Annotated in this window: 22 protein-coding genes and 1 pseudogene; 8 read left to right on the top strand and 15 right to left on the bottom strand. The window is 75.2% G+C overall.

The genetic code is table 11. From position 1 onward, the window contains the following. Window positions 1-51 precede the first annotated feature (51 nt). Together ACFV4G_RS04330 and ACFV4G_RS04335 are read right to left on the bottom strand one after the other, a co-directional pair. Window positions 52-450: a type II toxin-antitoxin system VapC family toxin gene (locus ACFV4G_RS04330; RefSeq protein ID WP_380436303.1), complete on the bottom strand. Its 399-nt coding sequence runs from the start codon at window positions 448-450 to the stop codon at window positions 52-54. Then, window positions 447-1,001: a type II toxin-antitoxin system Phd/YefM family antitoxin gene (locus tag ACFV4G_RS04335; RefSeq protein ID WP_380436305.1), complete on the bottom strand. Its 555-nt coding sequence runs from the start codon at window positions 999-1,001 to the stop codon at window positions 447-449. The genes ACFV4G_RS04330 and ACFV4G_RS04335 overlap by 4 nt, the downstream gene beginning before the upstream one ends. A 178-nt stretch (window positions 1,002-1,179) precedes the next feature. Here ACFV4G_RS04335 and ACFV4G_RS04340 point away from each other — a divergent pair, with 178 nt between their 5' ends. Further along, window positions 1,180-1,710, top strand: coding sequence for a gamma carbonic anhydrase family protein (locus ACFV4G_RS04340; protein WP_380436307.1), 531 nt, complete (start codon window positions 1,180-1,182; stop codon window positions 1,708-1,710). On the opposite strand, the gene ACFV4G_RS04345 is transcribed toward ACFV4G_RS04340, so the two are convergent. Continuing rightward, entirely contained in the window at window positions 1,707-2,927 is a 1,221-nt protein-coding gene (locus tag ACFV4G_RS04345) for an MFS transporter (protein ID WP_380436309.1), read from the bottom strand. The genes ACFV4G_RS04340 and ACFV4G_RS04345 overlap by 4 nt on opposite strands. A 214-nt stretch (window positions 2,928-3,141) precedes the next feature. Here ACFV4G_RS04345 and ACFV4G_RS04350 point away from each other — a divergent pair, with 214 nt between their 5' ends. The 3 genes from ACFV4G_RS04350 to ACFV4G_RS04360 all read left to right on the top strand — a co-directional run bounded on the left by ACFV4G_RS04350 (window position 3,142) and on the right by ACFV4G_RS04360 (window position 4,591). Then, on the top strand, window positions 3,142-3,381 hold the full coding sequence (locus ACFV4G_RS04350) for a DUF2277 domain-containing protein (RefSeq protein WP_380436311.1): 240 nt from the start codon (window positions 3,142-3,144) through the stop codon (window positions 3,379-3,381). A gap of 73 nt (window positions 3,382-3,454) precedes the next feature. Continuing rightward, complete coding sequence (locus ACFV4G_RS04355; protein ID WP_380436313.1) at window positions 3,455-3,691, top strand: DUF6296 family protein; 237 nt, start codon at window positions 3,455-3,457, stop codon at window positions 3,689-3,691. A gap of 57 nt (window positions 3,692-3,748) precedes the next feature. After that, window positions 3,749-4,591, top strand: a complete 843-nt coding sequence (locus ACFV4G_RS04360; RefSeq protein ID WP_380436315.1) for a hypothetical protein — start codon at window positions 3,749-3,751, stop codon at window positions 4,589-4,591. Between the two features lie 60 nt (window positions 4,592-4,651). Here the strand turns inward: ACFV4G_RS04360 and ACFV4G_RS04365 are convergent, their stop codons facing one another. The 5 genes from ACFV4G_RS04365 to ACFV4G_RS04385 all read right to left on the bottom strand — a co-directional run bounded on the left by ACFV4G_RS04365 (window position 4,652) and on the right by ACFV4G_RS04385 (window position 8,667). Further along, window positions 4,652-4,987 carry a hypothetical protein gene (locus ACFV4G_RS04365; protein WP_380436317.1) on the bottom strand — a complete coding sequence of 112 codons (336 nt, stop codon included), beginning with the start codon at window positions 4,985-4,987 and terminating at the stop codon, window positions 4,652-4,654. A gap of 139 nt (window positions 4,988-5,126) precedes the next feature. Next, window positions 5,127-5,294, bottom strand: a complete 168-nt coding sequence (locus ACFV4G_RS04370) for a hypothetical protein (protein WP_380436319.1) — start codon at window positions 5,292-5,294, stop codon at window positions 5,127-5,129. A 113-nt stretch (window positions 5,295-5,407) separates the two neighbouring features. Continuing rightward, on the bottom strand, window positions 5,408-6,622 hold the full coding sequence (locus tag ACFV4G_RS04375; RefSeq protein ID WP_380436321.1) for a cytochrome P450: 1,215 nt from the start codon (window positions 6,620-6,622) through the stop codon (window positions 5,408-5,410). Window positions 6,623-6,688: 66 nt separating this feature from the next. Next, window positions 6,689-6,922 carry a ferredoxin gene (locus ACFV4G_RS04380; protein ID WP_380436323.1) on the bottom strand — a complete coding sequence of 78 codons (234 nt, stop codon included), beginning with the start codon at window positions 6,920-6,922 and terminating at the stop codon, window positions 6,689-6,691. Window positions 6,923-7,122: 200 nt separating this feature from the next. Next, entirely contained in the window at window positions 7,123-8,667 is a 1,545-nt protein-coding gene (locus ACFV4G_RS04385; protein ID WP_380436325.1) for an ATP-dependent DNA ligase, read from the bottom strand. Between the two features lie 246 nt (window positions 8,668-8,913). Between ACFV4G_RS04385 and ACFV4G_RS04390 the strand changes: the two genes are divergently transcribed. After that, window positions 8,914-9,897, top strand: a complete 984-nt coding sequence (locus tag ACFV4G_RS04390) for a CAP domain-containing protein (protein WP_380436327.1) — start codon at window positions 8,914-8,916, stop codon at window positions 9,895-9,897. A gap of 151 nt (window positions 9,898-10,048) precedes the next feature. Next, window positions 10,049-11,647, top strand: a complete 1,599-nt coding sequence (locus tag ACFV4G_RS04395) for a sigma-70 family RNA polymerase sigma factor (protein ID WP_380436329.1) — start codon at window positions 10,049-10,051, stop codon at window positions 11,645-11,647. A gap of 18 nt (window positions 11,648-11,665) precedes the next feature. Here ACFV4G_RS04395 and ACFV4G_RS04400 read toward each other — a convergent pair whose 3' ends face one another. Next, window positions 11,666-11,902: a hypothetical protein gene (locus ACFV4G_RS04400; protein ID WP_380436331.1), complete on the bottom strand. Its 237-nt coding sequence runs from the start codon at window positions 11,900-11,902 to the stop codon at window positions 11,666-11,668. A gap of 232 nt (window positions 11,903-12,134) precedes the next feature. Between ACFV4G_RS04400 and ACFV4G_RS04405 the strand changes: the two genes are divergently transcribed. Then, window positions 12,135-13,232 (top strand): chemotaxis protein, encoded by a 1,098-nt coding sequence (locus ACFV4G_RS04405; protein ID WP_380436333.1) that lies wholly within the window; start codon window positions 12,135-12,137, stop codon window positions 13,230-13,232. A gap of 6 nt (window positions 13,233-13,238) precedes the next feature. Here ACFV4G_RS04405 and ACFV4G_RS04410 read toward each other — a convergent pair whose 3' ends face one another. From ACFV4G_RS04410 to ACFV4G_RS04430, 5 genes are all read right to left on the bottom strand, one after another. Further along, window positions 13,239-13,934, bottom strand: coding sequence for a hypothetical protein (locus ACFV4G_RS04410; protein ID WP_380436335.1), 696 nt, complete (start codon window positions 13,932-13,934; stop codon window positions 13,239-13,241). An 89-nt stretch (window positions 13,935-14,023) separates the two neighbouring features. Then, entirely contained in the window at window positions 14,024-14,785 is a 762-nt protein-coding gene (locus ACFV4G_RS04415; protein WP_380436337.1) for a L,D-transpeptidase family protein, read from the bottom strand. Window positions 14,786-14,832: 47 nt separating this feature from the next. Beyond that, window positions 14,833-15,684 (bottom strand): hypothetical protein, encoded by an 852-nt coding sequence (locus tag ACFV4G_RS04420; RefSeq protein WP_380436339.1) that lies wholly within the window; start codon window positions 15,682-15,684, stop codon window positions 14,833-14,835. Continuing rightward, window positions 15,671-16,195: a SigE family RNA polymerase sigma factor gene (locus ACFV4G_RS04425; RefSeq protein WP_380436341.1), complete on the bottom strand. Its 525-nt coding sequence runs from the start codon at window positions 16,193-16,195 to the stop codon at window positions 15,671-15,673. The genes ACFV4G_RS04420 and ACFV4G_RS04425 overlap by 14 nt, the downstream gene beginning before the upstream one ends. 350 nt (window positions 16,196-16,545) lie before the next feature. Beyond that, entirely contained in the window at window positions 16,546-18,075 is a 1,530-nt protein-coding gene (locus tag ACFV4G_RS04430) for a M1 family metallopeptidase (RefSeq protein ID WP_380436343.1), read from the bottom strand. Window positions 18,076-18,358: 283 nt separating this feature from the next. Here ACFV4G_RS04430 and ACFV4G_RS04435 point away from each other — a divergent pair, with 283 nt between their 5' ends. Beyond that, window positions 18,359-19,255: a carbohydrate kinase gene (locus ACFV4G_RS04435; protein ID WP_380436345.1), complete on the top strand. Its 897-nt coding sequence runs from the start codon at window positions 18,359-18,361 to the stop codon at window positions 19,253-19,255. A gap of 12 nt (window positions 19,256-19,267) precedes the next feature. On the opposite strand, the pseudogene ACFV4G_RS04440 reads toward ACFV4G_RS04435, so the two are convergent. Beyond that, window positions 19,268-19,372 (bottom strand): annotated as a pseudogene (locus ACFV4G_RS04440) (GNAT family N-acetyltransferase); the annotation flags it as partial. Window positions 19,373-19,447: the final 75 nt, after the last annotated feature.

A 19,447-nucleotide genomic window follows, 5' to 3' on the forward strand; every position in this document is an offset into this window, starting at 1 on the left:
ACCCCGGGGGCGCGGCCGGATGGGGCCGGATGGGGCAAGTACCGTGCGATGTCAGACCTTTGGGACGTGCTCGACGAGGCACGTGATCCCAGGGACACCTGCCATCTTCGCGTCGGTCGTGAGTAGCGGGCAGAGCAACGTCTCGGCGAACGCGATGTAGAACGCGTCACCCACGTAGGTGTTGTCCCGCAGCGACCAAGCCCGCTGGAGCAGCCCGGGAATCGGGATGCGCTGGACGTCGAGGGCGTCCAGATCGTTGACCGCAGCGGTTGCGTCGGCCTCGGCGAGCAGGTGCTTCTGCCACAGGCGGCAGATCACACGACTGACCTCGTGGTCGAGGTGTGCCGGGGCGTACACGTCCTCGCCGATGAGGCGCTCCCGTACGCGGTCGGCGGTGGGTCCGGTGCCGACCAGTAATTCGACGGTCGCGCTGGCATCGATGACGATCACTCCGCTGCCTCGCGGCTGATTCGGATGGCCAGGGCTTCCAGCACGTCACCTATGGTCGGCTCGCTGTCAGCGGCTCCGGGCTCGCTGTCAACGGGCGGCTCGGCGCGCGGCCGGTGCACGTCGATGACGGCGGAGAGCGGAGTGTCGATCCATTCGCTGAGCGCCTCGGCGATGGCGCGTACGCGTTCTTCCCGCAAGTCGGCGGGGGCTGCGACGGCATGGGGATCGGGACTGTCGGCCTTGACGTCGTCCATGACCGTGCGGATGTCGTCGCTGGAGGGTTGGGTGTCCGCGGACCGGGCCCGAGCGGCGATCCGCTCGATGTCCGTGGCCGCCATGGGGCGAGGCCCGATGTGGGCGCCGGACAGCAGGTGGAGCAACGCGGCCGGCACGACTGCGGCGACGGGCTTGCCGTAGCGCGTGATGGCGGTGATGCGGCCGGTGTGTTCGGCCAGAGTGACGATCTTCGAGAGCTCGGCGCGGGCATCGGCCAGCGCCACCGTGGGCACGGTGGCCGGAACCTCTGACCGGTCGTGCGGAGCGGTGGTCATGTAAAGACTTTACAACTCGCCTCGGCCATTCCGATGCAAAGTCGCCCAAACGGGGGATGCGGCTGCCGGTTGCGGGACAGGCGGCGGTCGCTGGGACGGACCCCTCTTCCGGTGCCGTCGGCCGACGTCCTACGGTGACCGGCGAGAGAGCAGTTGATCGTCAGCAGGAGGACGAGACATGGCAGAGCCGCTGATCGCCGCCGTCGGGGGCAGGGTGCCCGCCGTCGATCCCGGGGCGTTCGTCGCGCCCAACGCCGTCGTGGTCGGGGACGTGACCGTCGCCGCCGGGGCGAGCGTCTGGTACGGCGCGGTGCTGCGCGGCGACGCCGAGGCCATCGCGGTCGGCGCGGGCAGCAACATCCAGGACAACTGCACCCTGCACGCCGACCCGGGCTTCCCGCTGGTGGTCGGTGAGCGGATCTCCGTCGGGCACAACGCGGTGCTGCACGGCTGCACCGTCGAGGACGACGTCCTGGTCGGGATGAACGCCACCGTCCTCAACGGCGCCCGGATCGGCGCCGGTTCGCTGGTCGCGGCCGGTGCCGTGGTGCCGCAGGGGATGCAGGTGCCGCCGGGTTCGCTGGTCGCCGGCGTGCCCGCGAAGGTCCGGCGCGAGCTGACCGAGGACGAGCGGGCCGGGATCAAGCTCAACGGCGCCGGCTACCAGCTCCTGGCCGACGCCCACCGGGACATCGAGCCCGTCGGCTAAGGCGTGCCCCAGACGGCCGCGGCCTCCCGGGCCTCCCCGGCCGGCACCGGCGCCGCGGGCGCACCGTCCGCGGGCCGGCGCCGGTCGGCGGCCCACGCGAGCAGCGCGACCACCGCGCCCGACGCCGCGAGCCCGGCGCCGACGAGGGTCGGCGAGGTCCAGCCGAGGCCGGCGTCCAGGGCGAGGCCGCCGAAGTACGCGCCCTGGGCGTTGGCCAGGTTGAACGCGCCCTGCACGGTCGCCGAGGCCAGCGTCGGCGCACTGCGCGCCTTCTGCATGACGAGGGTCTGCACGGCCGGCACGATCGCGAAGCCGAACAGCCCGATCAGCACGACGGTCACGGCCGCCGACCACTCCGCGTGCGCGGTCACCGCGAAGAGGCCGAGCGCGGCGGCCAGCAGCAGGAACGCCGCGCAAACGGTCGGTCGCAGCGCCCGGTCGGCGGCGAAGCCGCCCAGCACGTTGCCGATCGTCATCCCGACGCCGAACAGCGCGAGCACCAGCGTCACGGACCCGGTGGCGTACCCGGAGACCTCGGTGAGCAGCGGCGTGATGTAGCTGTAGCACGCGAAGAACCCGCCGCACCCGAAGACGACGGTGGCCAGCGCCAGCCACAGCTGCCCGCTGCGGAAGGCGCGCAGCTCGTGCCGGAGCCCGGACTGGGCGGGAGAGGGCAGGTGCGGCACGAGGCGGGCGATGGCGAGCGTGCCGGCGGCGGCGATGAGGACGACGACGAGCATCGTCGCCCGCCAGCCGAGGTGCTGCCCGAGCAGGGTCGCGGCGGGCACGCCGACGATGTTGGCGACGGTCAGGCCGGAGAACATGACGGCGACCGCGCGGGCCTTCTTGTCGGGGGCGACCAGTTCGGCGGCGGCCACCGCTCCGGCGCCGAAGAACGCTCCGTGCGGCAGCCCGGTGACGAGCCGGGCGGCGGCGAGCGTCCAGAAGTCGGGGGCGAGCGCGCACAGCAGGTTGCCGGTGGCGAAGACCCCGGCGAGGGCGACCAGCACCGCCTTGCGCGGGCGTCCGGCGGCGAGTGCGGTGAGCAGCGGAGCGCCGATCACGACGCCGACGGCGTACGCGGAGATCAGCCAGCCGGCCTGGGGGATCGAGACGTGCAGGCTGTCCGCCACCTGGGGGAGGAGCCCCATGGCGGCGAACTCGGTGGTGCCGATGGCGAACGCGGTGACGGCCAGGGCGACCAGCGCGAGAGGCAAGGGGGTGGCTCCGGGGGAGAAGTGCGGACGGATCGGGGCGCATTCGTTCGTCCGGCATCCTAATCCGCCCGGGTGACGGTCCCGTAAGCCGATCATGACGGGCCGGTGACGCGGGGTGGTGCGGAGGCGGCCGGCCGGGGCGGACACGCCGGGTGACGGCACGGGCTCGTCGGAAGGGCTCGCCAGCGGGCCGCCCGCGCGGGAGACTGGGGGCATGTGCCGCAACATCAAGACGCTGCGACCCCCCGTGACTCCCGACGCCGACGAGGACGACTTCCGCGCCGCCGCGCTGCAGTACGTCCGGAAGGTGTCCGGGTTCCGCGCCCCGGCCGCGCACAACCGGGAGGCCTTCGACCGGGCCGTCGAGGCGGTCACCGAGGCGACCGCCCGGCTGCTCGCCGAACTGGAGGTCCGCGGCGCTTCCGCCCGGGCCACGGCCGAGGCCACCGCGTAGACCACCGCCCACCGGGCCGGGAGACGGCCCCGGGACGCGGGCAGGGCGTACAGGTACCAGGAGGAGGTCGGTGATGAACCCGCCCACACGTTACGCACTCACCTTCCCCGGCACCCCCGGCACCCAGGCGCCGCAGGACGTGGTCGTGGTCGCGCGCACGAGCGCGACAGGCCCGGGCGGCCATCCGGTGTACGAGGACGCGAGCGGCATCGTCCGGGCCGAGATCAGCGACGCCGGCGAGGTCCGCATGCTCGCCAGCGGCGGTCACCAGTCCCCGCACCTTCCGGTGCACGCCGAGCCGCTGCCATAAGGGCCGGAGGGCGCGACGAACCGACTAGCACCCGCCCGGACCGGGTAGCGGATGTGCATGGCAATCTTCCGCAAGCCCGGCCGTTCGGACCGCTCCGAGCCCGGTGCCGCCGTCCCCGAGCAGCTCGCGGACGAGCTCGCCGGCCTGGTCGAGGAGGCCGAGCGGCCGGTCGGCGAGTGGCAGGTGGCCGAGTACCGGGCGGAGGGCGGCCGCGGCCGGTCCCTGGTGCGCGGCGTCGCCCGGCGGCTCGGCACGGGTGGCCGCGCCGCCGCCAAGGGCGCCGCGATCGGCGGCCGGGCGCTCACCGACCAGCTCGTGCGGGCTGCGCCGCGCATCCCGGTCCGCAGCCTGGCCACGCTGCGGGCCCAGCACCCCGGCGCCGCCGACCCCGAGCAGCTCGCCGACCTGCTGGTGCTCGGCGCGACCAGGGCGTCGGGCGCGCTCGGAGCGAGTGTCGGCGCGGCGGCGATGCTGCCGGTGCCGCCCGCGATGCCGGTGGAGATCGCGGCCGAGACGCTCGCCGTGGCGGCCGTGGAGGTCAAGCTGATCGCCGAGCTGCACGAGGTCTACGGCGTTCCGGCGACCGGGAGCGTCACCCAGCGGGCCACCGCCTACCTCTCCGCGTGGGCCAATCGCCGGGGCGTCGACGCCACGCTGCTGGCCCGCCCGGCGGGCTTCGCCGCGCTGGCGCTCGGCGCGGAGGTGCGCCAGCAGGTCCGGCGCCGGCTGACCCGCAGCTCGCTGCGCCGGCTGCCCTCGGTGACGCCGCTGCTGGTCGGCGCGGGCATCGGTGCCACCGTGAACCGGCGCGACACCCGACGGCTGGCCGGCGAGGTCCGCGAGGACCTGCGCCGGCGCCGTCCGGCGGACGCCTCCTACTGGGACGCCGCCGCGCGGTAGCCGACTGCCCGGCTACCCCGCTGCCCGGCTACCCCGCTGCCCGGCTACCCCGCTGCCCGGCTACCCCGCGACGGGCGGTGCCGCGGCGCCGCGGCCGGCCTTGACGCCGTTGACCATCGCCTGGTGGATCGCCCGCGCGGTCGTCTCGTCCGCCGCCGGGACGGGGCTGCCGGACACCGTGTACCAGTCCAGCGCGCCGGTGTACTGGACGGTCAGCCGGGCCTCGCCGTCCACCCACGTGGTGTGCACGGTGAGGTCGCCGGAGATCGGCCCGACCTCGGCGGTGGTGACCCCGCCGGGCCCGCTGATGATCGACTGCGTGGTCCAGGTCGCCCACGAAGCGCGCGGGTCCGCGGGCGGCTGGACCCGCCCGCCGCCCTGAGTGTGCTCGGTCATGCGCCTATCCTCCCCCGCCGGTCGGCCGCCCGTCCGGGAGCGACACCAGCGGTAGCCGGAGGCCGCCCGGGACGTCCGGGCGGCCTCAGGGCGCGTCTTCCGGCTCGGACCGGAAGACACGCCCTCGTCCGTCAGCTGGTCAGCTGCTGCTCGTACCGTTCTCGTCCAGCATGGGTTCGCCTTCCGCCCGGGACTCGTCCTGCGCGTGAAGGTTCTGCATCGAGGTGACGCCCTCCTCGGGGTCCGCGGCGCGGACGTCCTCGTCGGTCTCGGTGCTCACGTGGGCCCGGTCGCTCATGTCGGTCATCTGCGGGCTCCGTCTCCTCGGCCGGTCCGGGCACGCCTCGACGGGGCGCGGCAGGCCGGGTCTGTCGTTCGCCCTTCCAGCCTGCCCCCGCCCCGGCCCGGGGGCCAGCCGGGTCACCAGGTGACGGGCAGCGACTTCAGTCCGTAGATGATGTTCTCGGAGCGGAACCGCAACTCGTCCTCGGGCACCGCGAGCCGCAGGCCGGGCAGTCGGCGGAACAGGGTGGCGAGCGCGATCTGCAGCTCGGCCCGGGCCAGCGGCTGGCCGAGGCACTGGTGCACGCCGAAGCCGAAGGCCAGGTGGCGCCGGGCGTCGCGGTCGAGGTCGACGTCGTCGGGCGAGGTGCGGTCGGGGCCGCCGAACATGCCCTCGTCCCGGTTGGCGGTGGACAGCATCGCGAAGACGCCGTCCCCGGCCCGGATGAGCGTGCCGTCCAGCTCGATGTCCTCGACGGCCACGCGCGGCAGGCCGGTGTGGACGATCGTGGTGTGGCGCAGCAGTTCCTCGACCGCGCCGGGCACGGCGGCCGGGTCGGCGAGCTTCGCGATCCGCTCGGGCTGCCGGAGCAGCAGCACGGTGGACAGCCCGATCATGTTGGCGGTGGTCTCGTGGCCGGCGATCAGGAGCAGCACGCCGGTGGAGGCGATCTCGCGCAGGGTGAGGTCGTCCCGGGCGGCGAGGCGGCTGAGGATGTCCTCGGCCGGGTGCTCCTTCTTGTGGGCGGCGAGTCCGCCGAGGTAGTCGAGGATCTCGTCGTTGGCCCGGGCGACCTCCTCCTTGGGGGCGGAGGTGTTGAGCAGCGTGGCGCTGAGGGCCTGGAACATCTCCCGGTCCTCGTAGGGGACCCCGAGCAGGAGGCAGATCACCAGCGACGGGACCGGGAGGGCGAACGCGCCGACCAGGTCGGCCTCGGTGACGCCGTCGGTCATCCGGTCGAGGGCGTCGTCGACGATCTGCTGGATCTCGGGCCGCATCGCCTCGACCCGCTTGACCAGGAAGTCCCCGGTGACCATGCGGCGCAGCCGGGCGTGTTCGGGGTCGTCGAGCCGGATGAACGCCGGGTTCTCGGCGATGAGTTCGCGCCGGTCGGGGGCGAACAGCGGGAAGGCGGGGTGGCGGGCGTCGGCGCTGAAGCGCTGGTCGGACAGGACGGTGCGCACCTCGGCGTAGCCGGTCACGAGCCAGATGGGGGTGCCGTCGGGCAGGGCGGCGCGGCTGACGGAGCCGGTGCGGGCGGCGTCGGTGTAGGCGGGCGGCGGGCTGAACGGGCAGCGCATGTCGTGCGGGGCGGGCAGCACCGGGGTGGTGGGCGCGGGCGTGGTCGTCAAGGCGGTACTCCTCGGCGTCGCGGTGGGGATCTCCCGGGTGGGGTCGGGTGGAGCGCAGGCGCTGGGCTAACGGCCGGTCGCGGCGGGTCCGTCGGCCGGGGCGGTGTCCTCGGTGACGGTGATCGCGCCGCACGGGCAGAGTTCGGCGGCGAGTCTGAGGTCGGGGTACTCGCTCGGCTGGAAGGTCGTCCGGCGCAGTCTCACCAGACTGTCGTGGTCGTCCTGGTCGAAGATCTCCGGGGCGTTCGAGACGCACAGGCCGGAGCTGCAGCAGCGGTCCCGGTCGAGGCTCACCTTCATGGGCGTTCCCTCCTGCACTCGTTGCTCGTTGGCAATGCCAACCTGGGCATTGCCAACCTAACCCGGTGGTGCGGCGCACCCGGAGGGTGTCGTGGCGGGTTTGCGCAGATTGGCCGATTCGGTCCGGGACGGAACGACCTTTGGCAGCACGAGGTTTGATTTGACGTCAGTTTGTCAAGGGTGGTTCGGCGCGACCCCGCTCACAGCCCTTCGGCGGCCGCGATCTCCCGGACGGCGGCGACCGTGTCGGCCTCGGCCGGGTCCTTGTCCGGCCGGTAGCGCACCACCCGGGCGAAGCGCAGGGCCAGCCCGGCGGGGTAGCGGGGGCTGCGCTGGACGCCGTCGAAGGCGATCTCCACGACGAGTTCCGGCCGGACCCGCACGGTCCGGTCGTCCCGGCCGGTCTCCCGGGCGAGGAGTTCGGCGGTCTGCCAGGCCAGCGTCTCGTCGGTGAGGCCCTTGAACGTCTTGCCGAGCATCACCCACGGGCCGAGCCCGGGCTCGCCCGCCGCCCGGGCGCCCAGGTGCAGGTTGCTGAGCCGGCCGCGGCGCCGGCCGCTGCCCCACTCGGCGGCCAGCACCACGAGGTCCAGGGTGTGCCGGGGCTTCACCTTGATCCAGCCCGCGCCGCGCCGGCCGGCCGCGTACCCGGCCGCGGGGTCCTTGACCAGCACGCCCTCGTGGCCGAGGGCCAGCGTGTCGCGGAAGAACGCCAGCGCCTCGGCGCGGTCCCCGGTCTCCGTGCGTGCCACCCGCAGGCCGGGCGGCACCACGTCGGCCAGCGCCGCCCAGCGCTCGCCGCCGGGGCGGTCGACGAGGTCCTCGCCGTCGTGGTGCAGGAGGTCGAAGAAGTAGGCGCTGAGCGGCACTTCGGCCCGCAGCCGGTCCGGGTCCCGGCGGGTGGCGGTCCGCGCCGCGGTCTCCTGGAACGGGCGCGGGCGGCCGTCCGGCCCGAGCGCGATCGCCTCGCCGTCCAGCACGGCCGAGCGCAGCGGCAGTGCGAGCGCCGCCTCGGCCACCTCGGGCACGCGCGCGGTGATGTCGTCCAGGCTGCGGGTGAACACGGCGACGTCCCCGCCGTCCCGGTGCACCTGGACCCGGATGCCGTCCAGCTTCCACTCCAGCGCCGCCGGGCCGGTGCGCTCCAGCGCCGAGGCCACGTCGGGTGCGGACGCGGCCAGCATCGGCCGCACCGCCCGGCCCACCTCCAGCCGGAACGCGGCCAGCGCGGGCACCCCGCCGGTCAGCGCCGCCGCGGCCACCGCCCGGGCCGAGCCGCGGAACATCAGCGCCCGCCGCACCGCCGCGACCGGCACCCCGGCCGCCTGCGCGACGGCGTCCCCGACCACCGCGTCCAGCGCGCCCTGGCGCAACTCGCCGACCAGCACGGCCCGCAGGAACCCCTGCTCGACCTCGGTCGCCCGGCCGAACAGCTCCGTCAGCAGCCGCCGCCGCTCGCCCTGCGCCCCGGCCCCGTGCACCGCGGCGATCCGCTCCAGCTCCCGCTCGACCTCCCGCACCCCGAGCTCGCCGGGCCCGTCGGCGGGCGGCGGAAGGTCACGCAGGCCCGCGTACCCGACGCCTGTGCGCAGCCGCTGCGACTCGCCCGACAGGAGTGCCACGGCCGCCGGTGCCTCGTCCGGTCCCAACTCCCGCAGGCACGCGGCGAGCAGCGCGGTCTTCGCCTTGCGGCCGGACTCGGCGGCGACGGCCCGGGAGGTGAGGGCGAGCTCGCGCAGGGCCATGGCACCTCCTCGGGCGGACGGCTTCGGACACCTCCAGAATCCCTGTCGGGCCTCCGCCGCGCCCGCCGGGAGACGCGGCACGGGGGCGCGGCACGGGGGCACCGTCCGGACGGTGCCCGGTCCCCGCGGAAGGGTCCGTGACCGGTCCGCCGGACATTCGTTCGGAATTTTTGTTATCGGCGGCGCGCCGGAGGGTCTCCCAGGTGTCGGCACCCGACCGCCGACCCGGACAGAAAGCGTGGCCAGGTGAACAGCGAAGACAGGACGACCATCCTCCCGGCGACCGGATCGGCCGACGGCGCGGGCGGCCGTTCCGGAGGGCGTGCCGCGCGCCGGGCAGCCGAGCGGCACACCGATCGCCACGAAGGGCGCGGCAGGCGGGGCCGCAGGCGCGGCGCGTTCGTCCCGGTGTCGACGGTCGTCGTCGCGGTGGCCGGGACGGGCCTGCTCGCGGCGCTGGCGGGCGCCGGGTACGCGGCGTACGCGGGCAAGCAGTCCGACCGGGACCCGGGGCAGGCGGTGGCACTGGACGCGCTGATGGCCGCCGAGGCCGGCACCCACGAGGGCATCCAGGTGCCCGGGGCCGGCGGGGGCCCGGCCCTCGTGCCCGGTACGCCGCAGTCGCCCGTCAACCTGTCCGCCACCGACCCGGGCACCCCGTCGCCCACCGCCTCCGCCTCCGCCACCGCCACCGCCACGGCTTCCGCTTCCGCGACGCCCACCCCGACCGCCACCGCCACCACCAAGCCGACCCCGACCGCCAAGCCCACCACCGCCCAGCGCACCGCCACGGGGAGCGCCCCCGCGGCGACGTCCGTGCCCACCCCGGTCGGCGGCGGCGCGTCCCCCTCGTACGCCCAGCAGGTCGTCGACCTCGTCAACGCCGAGCGGGCCAAGGCCGGCTGCGACCCGGTCGCGGCCGAGCCCCGCCTGGCCACCGCCGCCCAGTCGCACAGCGACGACATGGCCGACCGCAACTACTTCGACCACGCCAGCCCCGAGGGCTACCACGCCGACCACCGCATCGAGGCGACCGGCTACCGCTGGAGCACCTGGGGCGAGAACATCGCCCGCGGCCAGAAGGACCCGGCCGCCGTCATGGACGCCTGGATGAACAGCCCCGGCCACCGCGCCAACATCCTCAACTGCGCCTTCAAGCAGCTCGGCGTGGGCGTCCGGACCGGCTCCGGCGGCCCGTGGTGGACCCAGGTGTTCGCCGCCCCGGCGTGACCCCGCCGCGGGCCCGTCACCGGCCCGTTTTCCGATTCCGCGCAAATTGTTGTTATCTGATCACTCCCCAGGGGTCTCCGAGGAGGCATCGGCGGGCGGAAGACGGCAAGACGGAGTGCGGACGATGAACGCTGACGTGCAGAACGCTGACGTGCGCAACACAGACGTGCGCGGCACCGGGACGACCCTGGTGCGCGCCGCCCAGGCAGGCGACCGGCAGGCCCAGGAGGCGCTGGTCGCCGCCTGGCTGCCGCTCGTCTACAACGTGGCCGGGCGCGCGCTCGGCGGGCACGCCGACGTCGACGACGTCGCGCAGGAGACGATGATCCGCGCCCTGGACGGCCTGGAGGGGCTGCGCGACCCGTCGTCGTTCCGCTCCTGGCTGGTCGCGATCACGATGAACCAGGTCCGTCGCCGGCACGCCGCCGGCCAGCAGCAGCCGACCGTCGGCGGCCTCGACGAGACGTGGGAAGTCGCCGACCCGCGCGCCGACTTCACCGACCTCACCATCCTGCGGCTCGGCCTCTCCGGCCAGCGCCGGGAGGTCGCGGAGGCCACCCGCTGGCTCGACCCGGACGACCGCGAACTGCTCTCCCTGTGGTGGCTGGAGGCGAACGGCGAGCTGACCCGCGCCGAACTCGCCGAGTCGCTCGACCTCAGCCCGCAGCACACCGCCGTCCGGGTGCAGCGGATGAAGAAGCAGCTGGAGTCCGGCCGCGTGGTCGTCCGGGCGCTCGGCGCCTACCCGCGCTGTCCGGAGCTGGCCGAGGTCACCGCCGGCTTCGACGGGACGCCGAACTCGGTGTGGCGCAAGCGCATAGCCCGGCACATCCGCGGCTGCGCCACCTGCGACCGGCTGGGCCGCGACCTCTTCCCGGCGGAGGGGCTGCTCGCCGGGCTGGCGCTGGTGCCGATCCCGATGGGGTCGCCGGTGCTGCTGCACTTCAAGGTCACCGCGGCCGCGGTCGCCTCCGCGGCGGGGACTGGCGCCACCGGCGCGGGCGGAGCCGGCGGCGCGGCGGGCACCGCGGGCGCCACCGGGGCCGGCTCGCACGGCGGCTGGGCCGCGCTCGCCGCCAAGAAGGCCGTCCTGGTGAGCGGTGCGGCGGCCGCCGTGGCGGTCACGACGCTCGCCCTGGTCTGGCCGGCCCCCGCCGAGAAGCCGCTGGAGGCGGCACCGGAGCCGACCACCCCGGCCGCCGCGCCCGACACCCCGACCTGGACGCCGCTCGCCCTCCCGGTACCGGCCCCGGCGGCCGTGACCGACACTCCCACGCCGACGCCGACCCCGAGCCCGACCGACACCCCCACGGCCACGCCCACGCCGACCCCGTCGCCCACCGCGTCCAGGGCGACCGCCCCGCCCAGCCTGGAGCGCCAACTCGTCGACCTGGTGAACGCCGAACGGGCGAAGGCCGGTTGCGCCCCACTGCGGATCGACCCGCGGCTGCACGGAGCCGCCCAGAAGCACGCCGACGACATGGTCGCCCGCAACTTCTTCGACCACGTCAACCCCGACGGCGTCCACCCCGACGCCCGGATCACCGCGGCCGGCTACCGCTGGTCCCAGTGGGGCGAGAACCTCGACCGCGGCACGACCAACCCCTCGGCCGTCGTCTCGCACTGGATGGACGGCGGCATCCACCAGTCCAACCTGCTGGACTGCGGCTTCAAGGACGTCGGCGTCGGCGTCGCCGCCGGGCCGGCCGGCACCTACTGGGCCCAGGACCTCGGCGCCCCGCTCTCCTGAGCCGGGCCGCCGCCCCGACTACGCGGGCGTGACCGGGACGAGCCCGTCCGCCTGCCCGGTCACGTAGCCGGTGGCGTGCCCGACCACGCCACCGGCGTCGCCGACCTGCCCCGGCGCCAGGTCGGCCGTCGAGCCGAGCGGTGCGGGCAGACCCTCCTGCCCGCCCACGGCGCTGGCGTGCGCGCTCGGGGCGGTCAGGGAGGCGACGACACCGACGGCGAGCGAGGCCACGGCAAGCATGCTGCGCTTCTTCATGCCCGGGCTAACGAGCCCGCACCGCGCGGGTCACGGGGCAGGGGGCGCGGGCCTGGCGCGCGGGCTACGGGCCCGGCGCGCGGGCGTTCCGGTGGCGGGGGGCTTAGGAGCGGGGTGGGATGGGGAGGGGTTCCGGAACGAATCCGGCAAATCGATCTTTCCGCCCCTCCCTTCCGGCCGGGTTCGCCGACCGTCCCAGGCCCCGCCACCCCCGCGATACGAAGGGCACCCGATGCACGCAGCCGAGCTCACCTCCGCCGTCCTCGCCGAGCTGCGCCGCCCCCGGCGCTACCCGGCCGTCTCCGTCCTGTTGCCGACCCACCGCAGCGAGCCCGACAACACCCAGGACCCGGTGCGCCTGCGCAACCTCGTCGCCGAGGCGAAGGCCAGGCTGCAGGCCGACGAGGCGGTCAGCCGGGCGGACCGGCTGGACGTCGTCGAGCAGCTGGACCGCGCGCTCGCGGAGGTCGACCTCGTGCACGCCGAGGACGGCCTGGTGATCTTCGCGGCGCCCGGCGAGCACCAGGTGTGGTCGCTCCCGCGCTCGGTGCCGGCCCGGGTCGTCGTCTCGGACACCTTCCTGACCCGCAACCTGGTCGCCGCGTACGTCTCCGGCGCGCCCTACTGGGTGCTCACCGTCTCCGCCGACCGGGCCGCCCTGTTCAGCGGCTCCGGGCCGAAGCTGGTGCCGCACGACGGCGGGTTCCCGGTCGACCAGGTCCGGCCGGACTGGGACGTCGAGCGCACGGAGCGGATCGGCAACGTGCCGAGCACCTTCACCGACGAGGAGACCCGCAGGTTCCTGCGCTCGGCCGACACCGCCCTGGCCGCCGTCCTGGAGGCCGACGCCCGCCCGCTCTACGTGCTCGGCGAGGCGGCGGCGATCTCCCTGCTCGACGACGTCGGCACGGCGGCCAAGCGCGCCTCCGCCCAGGTCGCGCGCGGCGGACTCGGCCACGCCTCCCCGGCCGCGGTGGCCGAGGCGGTCCGGGCGACGGTGGCCGACCAGGGCCGCAAGGCCGTCGCCGAGGTCCAGGAGCGCCTCAGCCAGGCCCAGGGCGTGAAGGGCCTGGCCGCCGGCATCGACGAGGTCTGGCAGAACGTCACGCAGGGCCGGGCCGCCGTCGTCGCGGTGGAGGAGGACTACTGGCAGCCCGTCCGGGTGACGGACACCCACCTGGTGCCCACCGACGACGGCGGGCCGGACGTGCGCGTGGACATGGTCGACGAGATCGTCGAGCGCGCCCTCGACACCGGCGCCCGCGTGCAGTTCGTCCCGTCCGGCGAGCTCGCCTCGCGCGACCACATCGCGGCCGTCCTGCGGTACTGACGCCCGCTACGCCCCGGGGTCCAGGCCGAAGCGGGCGGCCACCCGCTCGGCCAGGTCGGCGGCCGGCGTGGCGCCGTCGACGGTCAGGACGTCGAGCGGGTGGCCGGCGGCCTGGGCACGGACCTCCGCGTCCCAGAGGGCGTCGCGCGCGAGCCGCTCGGCGAGCACCGGCGAGGGGTCGCGGCCGCCCCACGTGGCCCGCGCGCGCTGCGGATCCGCGTAGCGCGCGCGGAGCACGTCCCGCCGGAACTCCGCGGTCGGCAGGAGGAAGACGGCCTGGCCCGGCCGACTCAGCAGCGGCGCGAGGTCGGCGGGCAGGATCCCGAAGTAGTCGACCAGGACGATCCGGTCGGTGGGCATGGCGAGGAGGTCGTCGACGACGAAGCCGAGCATCTCCCCGTGCATGCTCGGCATCGCGCGCAGCACCTCGTCCGCCGTGCGGCCGTCCCACATCGCACCCGGCGGCAGGTCGCGCAGGGCGGAGAGGTACGGGTGCTGCTCCGGCGTGCAGAGCGTCAGCCACCGGTGCTCCGCGAGGTCGCCGTCGTACACCGGGAGACCGTGGCGGGCGGCGAGCAGGCGGGCCAGGGTGCTCTTGCCGCTGCCGGTGCCGCCGGCGATCCAGCGGACGTGGGCCAGGGACGCGGCAGTCGAGGGGAGGGAGTCTCTGCTGGTCCCGGTGTCCGGGCGAGAAGAGGTCATGGGTGCCAGGGTCCCCCTCTCCGCCCGGAAATTGCAGTCTTGTTCTTCCCCGGCCGATCGCCGAATCTGGAAGAGAGGGGATGGACAGCTCACCGCGCCAGCGCCGCCGCGTCGCCCATGACGACCACCGGGTGCAACGTCGGGTCGAGCGCGCGGAGCAGCTCGCGCATGTCGTCGACGCGCAGGCCGACGCAGCCGTGGGTCGGGCCGCCGTGGTCGACGTGGAGCCAGATGCCGCCGCCGCGGCCGCTGCCGTTCGGGCGGCGCGGGTCGAGCGGGGTCGAGCCGGGGACGCGGTTGTAGTCGATCGCGACGACGTAGTCGAAGGAGCCCGCGAGCGGTTCGCCCTCGAAGCCCGTGCCCGAGACGGTGAATCCCCCGTCGTGGTCGTACGGCAGGCGGGATCCCGGATCGGGCAGCCTGCCGCCGGCGGCGGTGAGGGTGAACACGCCCACGGGGGAGCGCAGATCGCCCAGGCGGTGGTCGGCGCTCCAGCCGCGGTTGCCGTTGCGGGTGGGCCAGGTCGGTCCGGCGAGCCAGCCGGAGCCATCGTCGCGGTAGAGCGTGGCACGCCCGGTCGAGAGGTCGGCGCCGTCGCCGGTGACGATCAGGGCCTGCCTGGTCCCGGCGGGGACATCGGCGAGCAACTGTGCTCCCAATCCCGGGAGTTGGCGGGGGAGCTCGGGCGGTGCGGGGCGGCCCGCGGCGGCGGGTGTGACGGCCGGAGCGGTCGCCGGTGGGGCGGTCGGTGCGGCGCTGACGGAGGTGGCGGGCGAAGCGGCCGGGCCGGGCGCGCAGCTCACCAGGAGCAGCGCGCCCAGCCCGACGAGGGCACAACGGGGTAGGGACATGGCGGTTCGGCTTTCGGAAGGAGTACGGAGGGCAGGGGCGGCGGAGGTCAGCCGACCGAGTCCTTGGCGGCAGGGCTGTTCCGCTCCGCGGAGCGGATCGACTCCAGCACCTGCGCCACCTGCTGGGCGGCGATCAGGGACGGCCCCCGGAAGCACGCGGTCAGCTCGACCAGCGTCGAGGTCGCACCGGTCCCGACGGTCCGGTAGCCGACCAGCTGGTCGCTGCCTCCGGCACTCGCGCACTCCTTGCCCACGGCGGTGACCTCGCCCGGGCCGGACTGGCCCACGTACCTGTAGAACGTGCCGGCGTCGTCGACGAGCCGGAAGGTCAGGACGACTCCGCCGGCGTACAGCTTCCCGACCGGGAAGCAGATCGACTGCTGCGCGGGGCAGCTGGACAGGGGGATGAGCTCCTGATTGGCGAGGGTGCCGATGCTGCGCTGGGGGCTCGACCCGCCGCTGTCCTGGGTGAACCAGCCCTTGGGCACGTTGACGACCATCTCCGGAACCGACCTGAACGAGATCGCCGGCCCCAACGGCCCCACGGCGTCCGGGCCTTCGGGCGCGGGGGAGGGCGAGGGCGCGGCCGTGCTCGGTGCGGGCACCGGGGCCCCTGCGGCCCCCAGCGGGCCCGAGTGGGGGCCCGAGGGCGCGATCGCCGGGGCGGCGGCCAGCACGGCGGCGAGCAGTCCGCCGGTGAGCCCGGCGCCCAGCCCGGCGGCCCGCCGGCGGCGCCGGGTGCGATCGGCGCGGTCGAGGATCCGCTGGATGCGGTCCTCGGGCGCGGCGAGGTGCGGCGCGGCCTGCTGGAGGAGGATCCGCAGCTCCTGCTCCTCCCCGGTGTCGGCGCCGCCGGGTCCGTCCGGCCGGTCCGGGTCGGTGAAGTCAGTTCCCGTCACGCCGTCCCCCGTCCAACATCAGTTCCCTGACCGGCAGTTTGCCGCGCAGCGAGGCGAGCGCCCGGTGCGTCTGGCTCTTGACGGTGCCGGTCGTGCAGCGCAGCACGTCGGCCGTCTCCTCGATGCTCAGGTCCTCGAAGAAGCGCAGCACCACCACGGCCCGTTGCCGTGGCGGCAGCGCCCGGACGGCGGTGGCCACCACCTGGCTGAGCACGACGTCCTCGAAGGGGTCGGCCCGCTGCACCGGCGGCTCGGGCAGCTCCTCGTGCGGGAGTTCGCCGGTCCAGCGGCGGCGCCACCAGGAGACGTGCGAGTTCACCAGGACCTTCCGCACGTACGCCTCGGGGTGCTCGATCGAGATCCGGTCCCACTTGGGCCAGACCTTGGCGAGCGCGGTCTGCAGCAGGTCCTCGGCCTGGTGCGGGTCGCCGGTCAGGAGCCAGGCCGTGCGCAGCAGCTTCGGGCCGCAGGCGGCGACGAACTCCTCGAAGTCCGGTGTCGCGTCCCTCATCCCGCTGCCCCTGCCATGGTGTTCCCGTCGTTCCCGTCCGCCGTGGCGGCCCGGTCGGCCGCGTGCGTGGTGTTGTCCTCACGGCAGGTGGAACGCGGTGGCCCGCGGTTCGGGTTGTCTCCGTTCCGGGGATATTTTCCCGGGCCCCGGCGGACGGCCGCGGCCCGGCCCGGCCGGAACGCTGGACGGCCCGCGAGCCGGCCGGGACTGAGCCGGGCGGCGGGCGGGCCGTGGCACCACGATGCGCCGCCCGTCCCGTGCGGCGCAGGGGCGCGCACGGGGCGCCCGGACGCACGGGCCGGGCGCGATCGGGGCGTACCGGACCGGGGCGTACGGGATCGGCCCCGCCGTCAGAGTGTGCCGGAGCCGTGCTCCACGGGCCCGGCCGCCCCGCGGGCCGCCACCGGCTGCGCGCCGACCGTCCAGTCCGGGTGGCCCGGCATGGGCGGGGTGCGGTGGCCGTAGAGCCAGTCGGTGAGGAAGGCGGTGAGGTCCTGCCCGGAGACCTCGGAGGCGGTGCGGATGTAGTCGGCGGTGGTCGCGTTGCCGTACCGGTGGCGGGCGAGGAAGGTGCGCTCGATCGCGTCGAAGGCGTCCTCGCCGACGCGCTCGCGCAGCGCGAAGAGCACGAGTGCGCCGCCGGTGTAGCGCTGGCTGTCGAACAGGTCGGCCGCGGTGGGCGAGGCGACCGGTCCGGCGTCGTGGCGCCACTGGTCGCCGAGGCCGTACAGGTAGCGCATGCGGTCGACGAGGGTGGTGTAGCCCCACGCGTCCGGCCAGCCGCGCTCGTAGCGGTAGAGCAGGCCGTAGTAGTCGGCGTGACCCTCGTTGAGCCAGAGGTCCGCCCAGGTGGCGGGGGAGACGCTGTCGCCGAACCAGGAGTGCACCAGCTCGTGCATCATGTGCGAGCCGATCGCCGCTTCGGGCTGGCGCAGGAAGTTCGGCTTGTACAGCGTCAGGGTCTGGGTCTCCAGGCCGGTGAAGCCGAACGCGTCCGGGTCGTCGGTGTCGGCCGGCAGGATCCCGTACGCCTCGAACGGGAACGGCCCGAGGTGCCGTTCGGCCCAGGCGAGCTGGTCGGCGGTGAGCGCGAGGGCCGGTTCGAGGTCGGCGGCGCGCGCGGTGGGCACGACGTCGCGCAGCGGCAGGCCGTGCGGGCCGGTGCGCTCGCGGACGGTGTAGTCCCCGACCGAGACCTGCACGAGCTCGGTGGCCATCGGCGCGCGGGAGACGTAGCGCCGGGTGGTGCGGCCGTCGCCGAGGGGCGTGGTCCGGGTGAGCTCGCCGCTCGCGACGCCGAGCAGCCCGTCCGGGGCGGTGACGTCGATCGTGAAGCGGGCCTTGTCCCTGGGGTGGTCGTTGGACGGGAAGACGATGTGCGCACTGGCGGGTTGCCCGGCGACGGCGAAGCCGTTCGCGGTCGGCACCCAGCCGGTGTGGGGGAGCCTGGCGTGCGGGTCCGCGGTGTACGTGACCCGCACCCGCGCGGTAGTGCCACGGCGCAGCGCCCGGCCCGGGGTGACGGTGAGCTTCTCGTCGTGCGTGCGGAACGCGGCGGGCCGGCCGTCCACGTGGACCTCGTGGACGTCGAGGCCGAGCGCGTCGAGGTCCAGGCTCGCCAGGTCGCGGGAGGGCCGGGCGGTGATCACCGCGGTGGCGTCGACGGTGCGGGTGTCCGGCCGGTAGGCGAAGGAGAGGTGGTAGGCGACCGCGTCGTAGCCGCGGTTGCCGAGCGACGGGAAGACGGGGTCGCCCAGCCCGTCCGCCGCGGTGGCCGCGGGCCCGCCGGTGGTCAGCAGCGCCGCGCTGAGCGCGAGCACCAGGGCGAGCCCGGCACGGCCGCGGGCTCGGGTCCGACGCAGGGGGATCAGGGCGACCACCGCTCTCCGGGTTGACGGCACGGGAGATGTTCCGGGCACGGATGGTAGTGGACGGACGCGGTCTCCCGGGCGGGATTGCCGCGACACGGTCGCGTCCCCCGGACGGAGCACTGCGGTAGCGGCGCGGTGGCCCTCCGTCATACGGTCGAAGAGTTCCGCCCCCTGACGGGCGGGGCCACGGCCGCCGGAGAACCTGGCCAGGTCCGGCGGCCGTACTCTCATGCCCGCCCACAGCCGTAGGCTTGCGGTCCGCCCCTTCCGCGCCGGACCGCCAGGAGCCGCTGTGACCACGTCCCCGAACTTCCTGGTGATCGGCGAGTGCGTCGCCGACGTCGTCCGCGCCGACGGCGTACCGGACCGGGTGCACCCCGGCGGGAGCCCGGCGAACGTCGCGTACGGCCTGGCGCGTCTGGGGCGGGCGGCGACGCTCCTCACGCAGCTCGCGGACGACGCCCACGGGCGCCTGATCCGGGCGCACCTGGAGGCGGCCGGGGTGACGGTGCGCGCGGAGGCCGTGGTGCGGACGCCCTCGGCCGTCGTCGAGCTGGATGGCGAGGGGCGCGCGCAGTACGCCTTCGACATCGGCTGGACGCTCGGCACTCCCCACGGTGTCGATCTCCTGGGGCCTGACGCACCCGGGTACCTGCACATCGGCTCGATCGCGGCCGTGACCGAGCCGGGCGCGGCGGCCGTGCTGGGGGTCATCGAGCGCCTGCGCGGCCGGGCGAGCGTCAGCTACGACCCGAACGTGCGGCCCGCGCTGATGGGCGAGCGGGCCGGGGCCGTCCGCCGGGTCGAGCGCTGCGTGGCCCTCAGCCACGTGGTCAAGGCCAGCGACGAGGACCTGGCCTGGCTCTACCCGGGCGAGGATCCGGAGTCCGTCGCCCGGCACTGGCTCGGGCTCGGCCCGGCCGTCGTCGCCGTGACGCTGGGGGCGGCCGGCGCCGTCGCGCTCACCGCCGACGGTGCCCGGGAGCAGGTCGCCGCCCGCCCGGTGCGGGTCGCGGACACCGTCGGCGCCGGGGACTCCTTCATGGCCGCCTTCCTGCACGCCCGCGCGGGCGGCGCCCCGCTCGCGGTCTGCCTCGCGCACGCGGTGACGGCCGCGGCCGTCACCGTCTCGCGCCCCGGCGCGAACCCGCCCTCGTCCGCCGAGCTGGCCGAGGCGCTGGCCCGGTAGGCCCCAAGTGCCTTACTGCGCCGCCTCGGTGAGGTCCTTGCCGTACCAGACCTCGGCGTACGGGCCCGTGCTGTAGGCGGGGATCTCGCGGTAGCCGTGGCGGGTGTAGAGGGCGCGGGGGACGCACGAGGTGTGTGGGGGTGTTGTGGTCTATGGCCCCCGGCCCCGGGGGGGGCGGGGGGGCTCTGACGC

The organism is Kitasatospora sp. NPDC059747 (assembly GCF_042732955.1).
In the GTDB taxonomy this organism is placed as follows: domain Bacteria; phylum Actinomycetota; class Actinomycetes; order Streptomycetales; family Streptomycetaceae; genus Kitasatospora.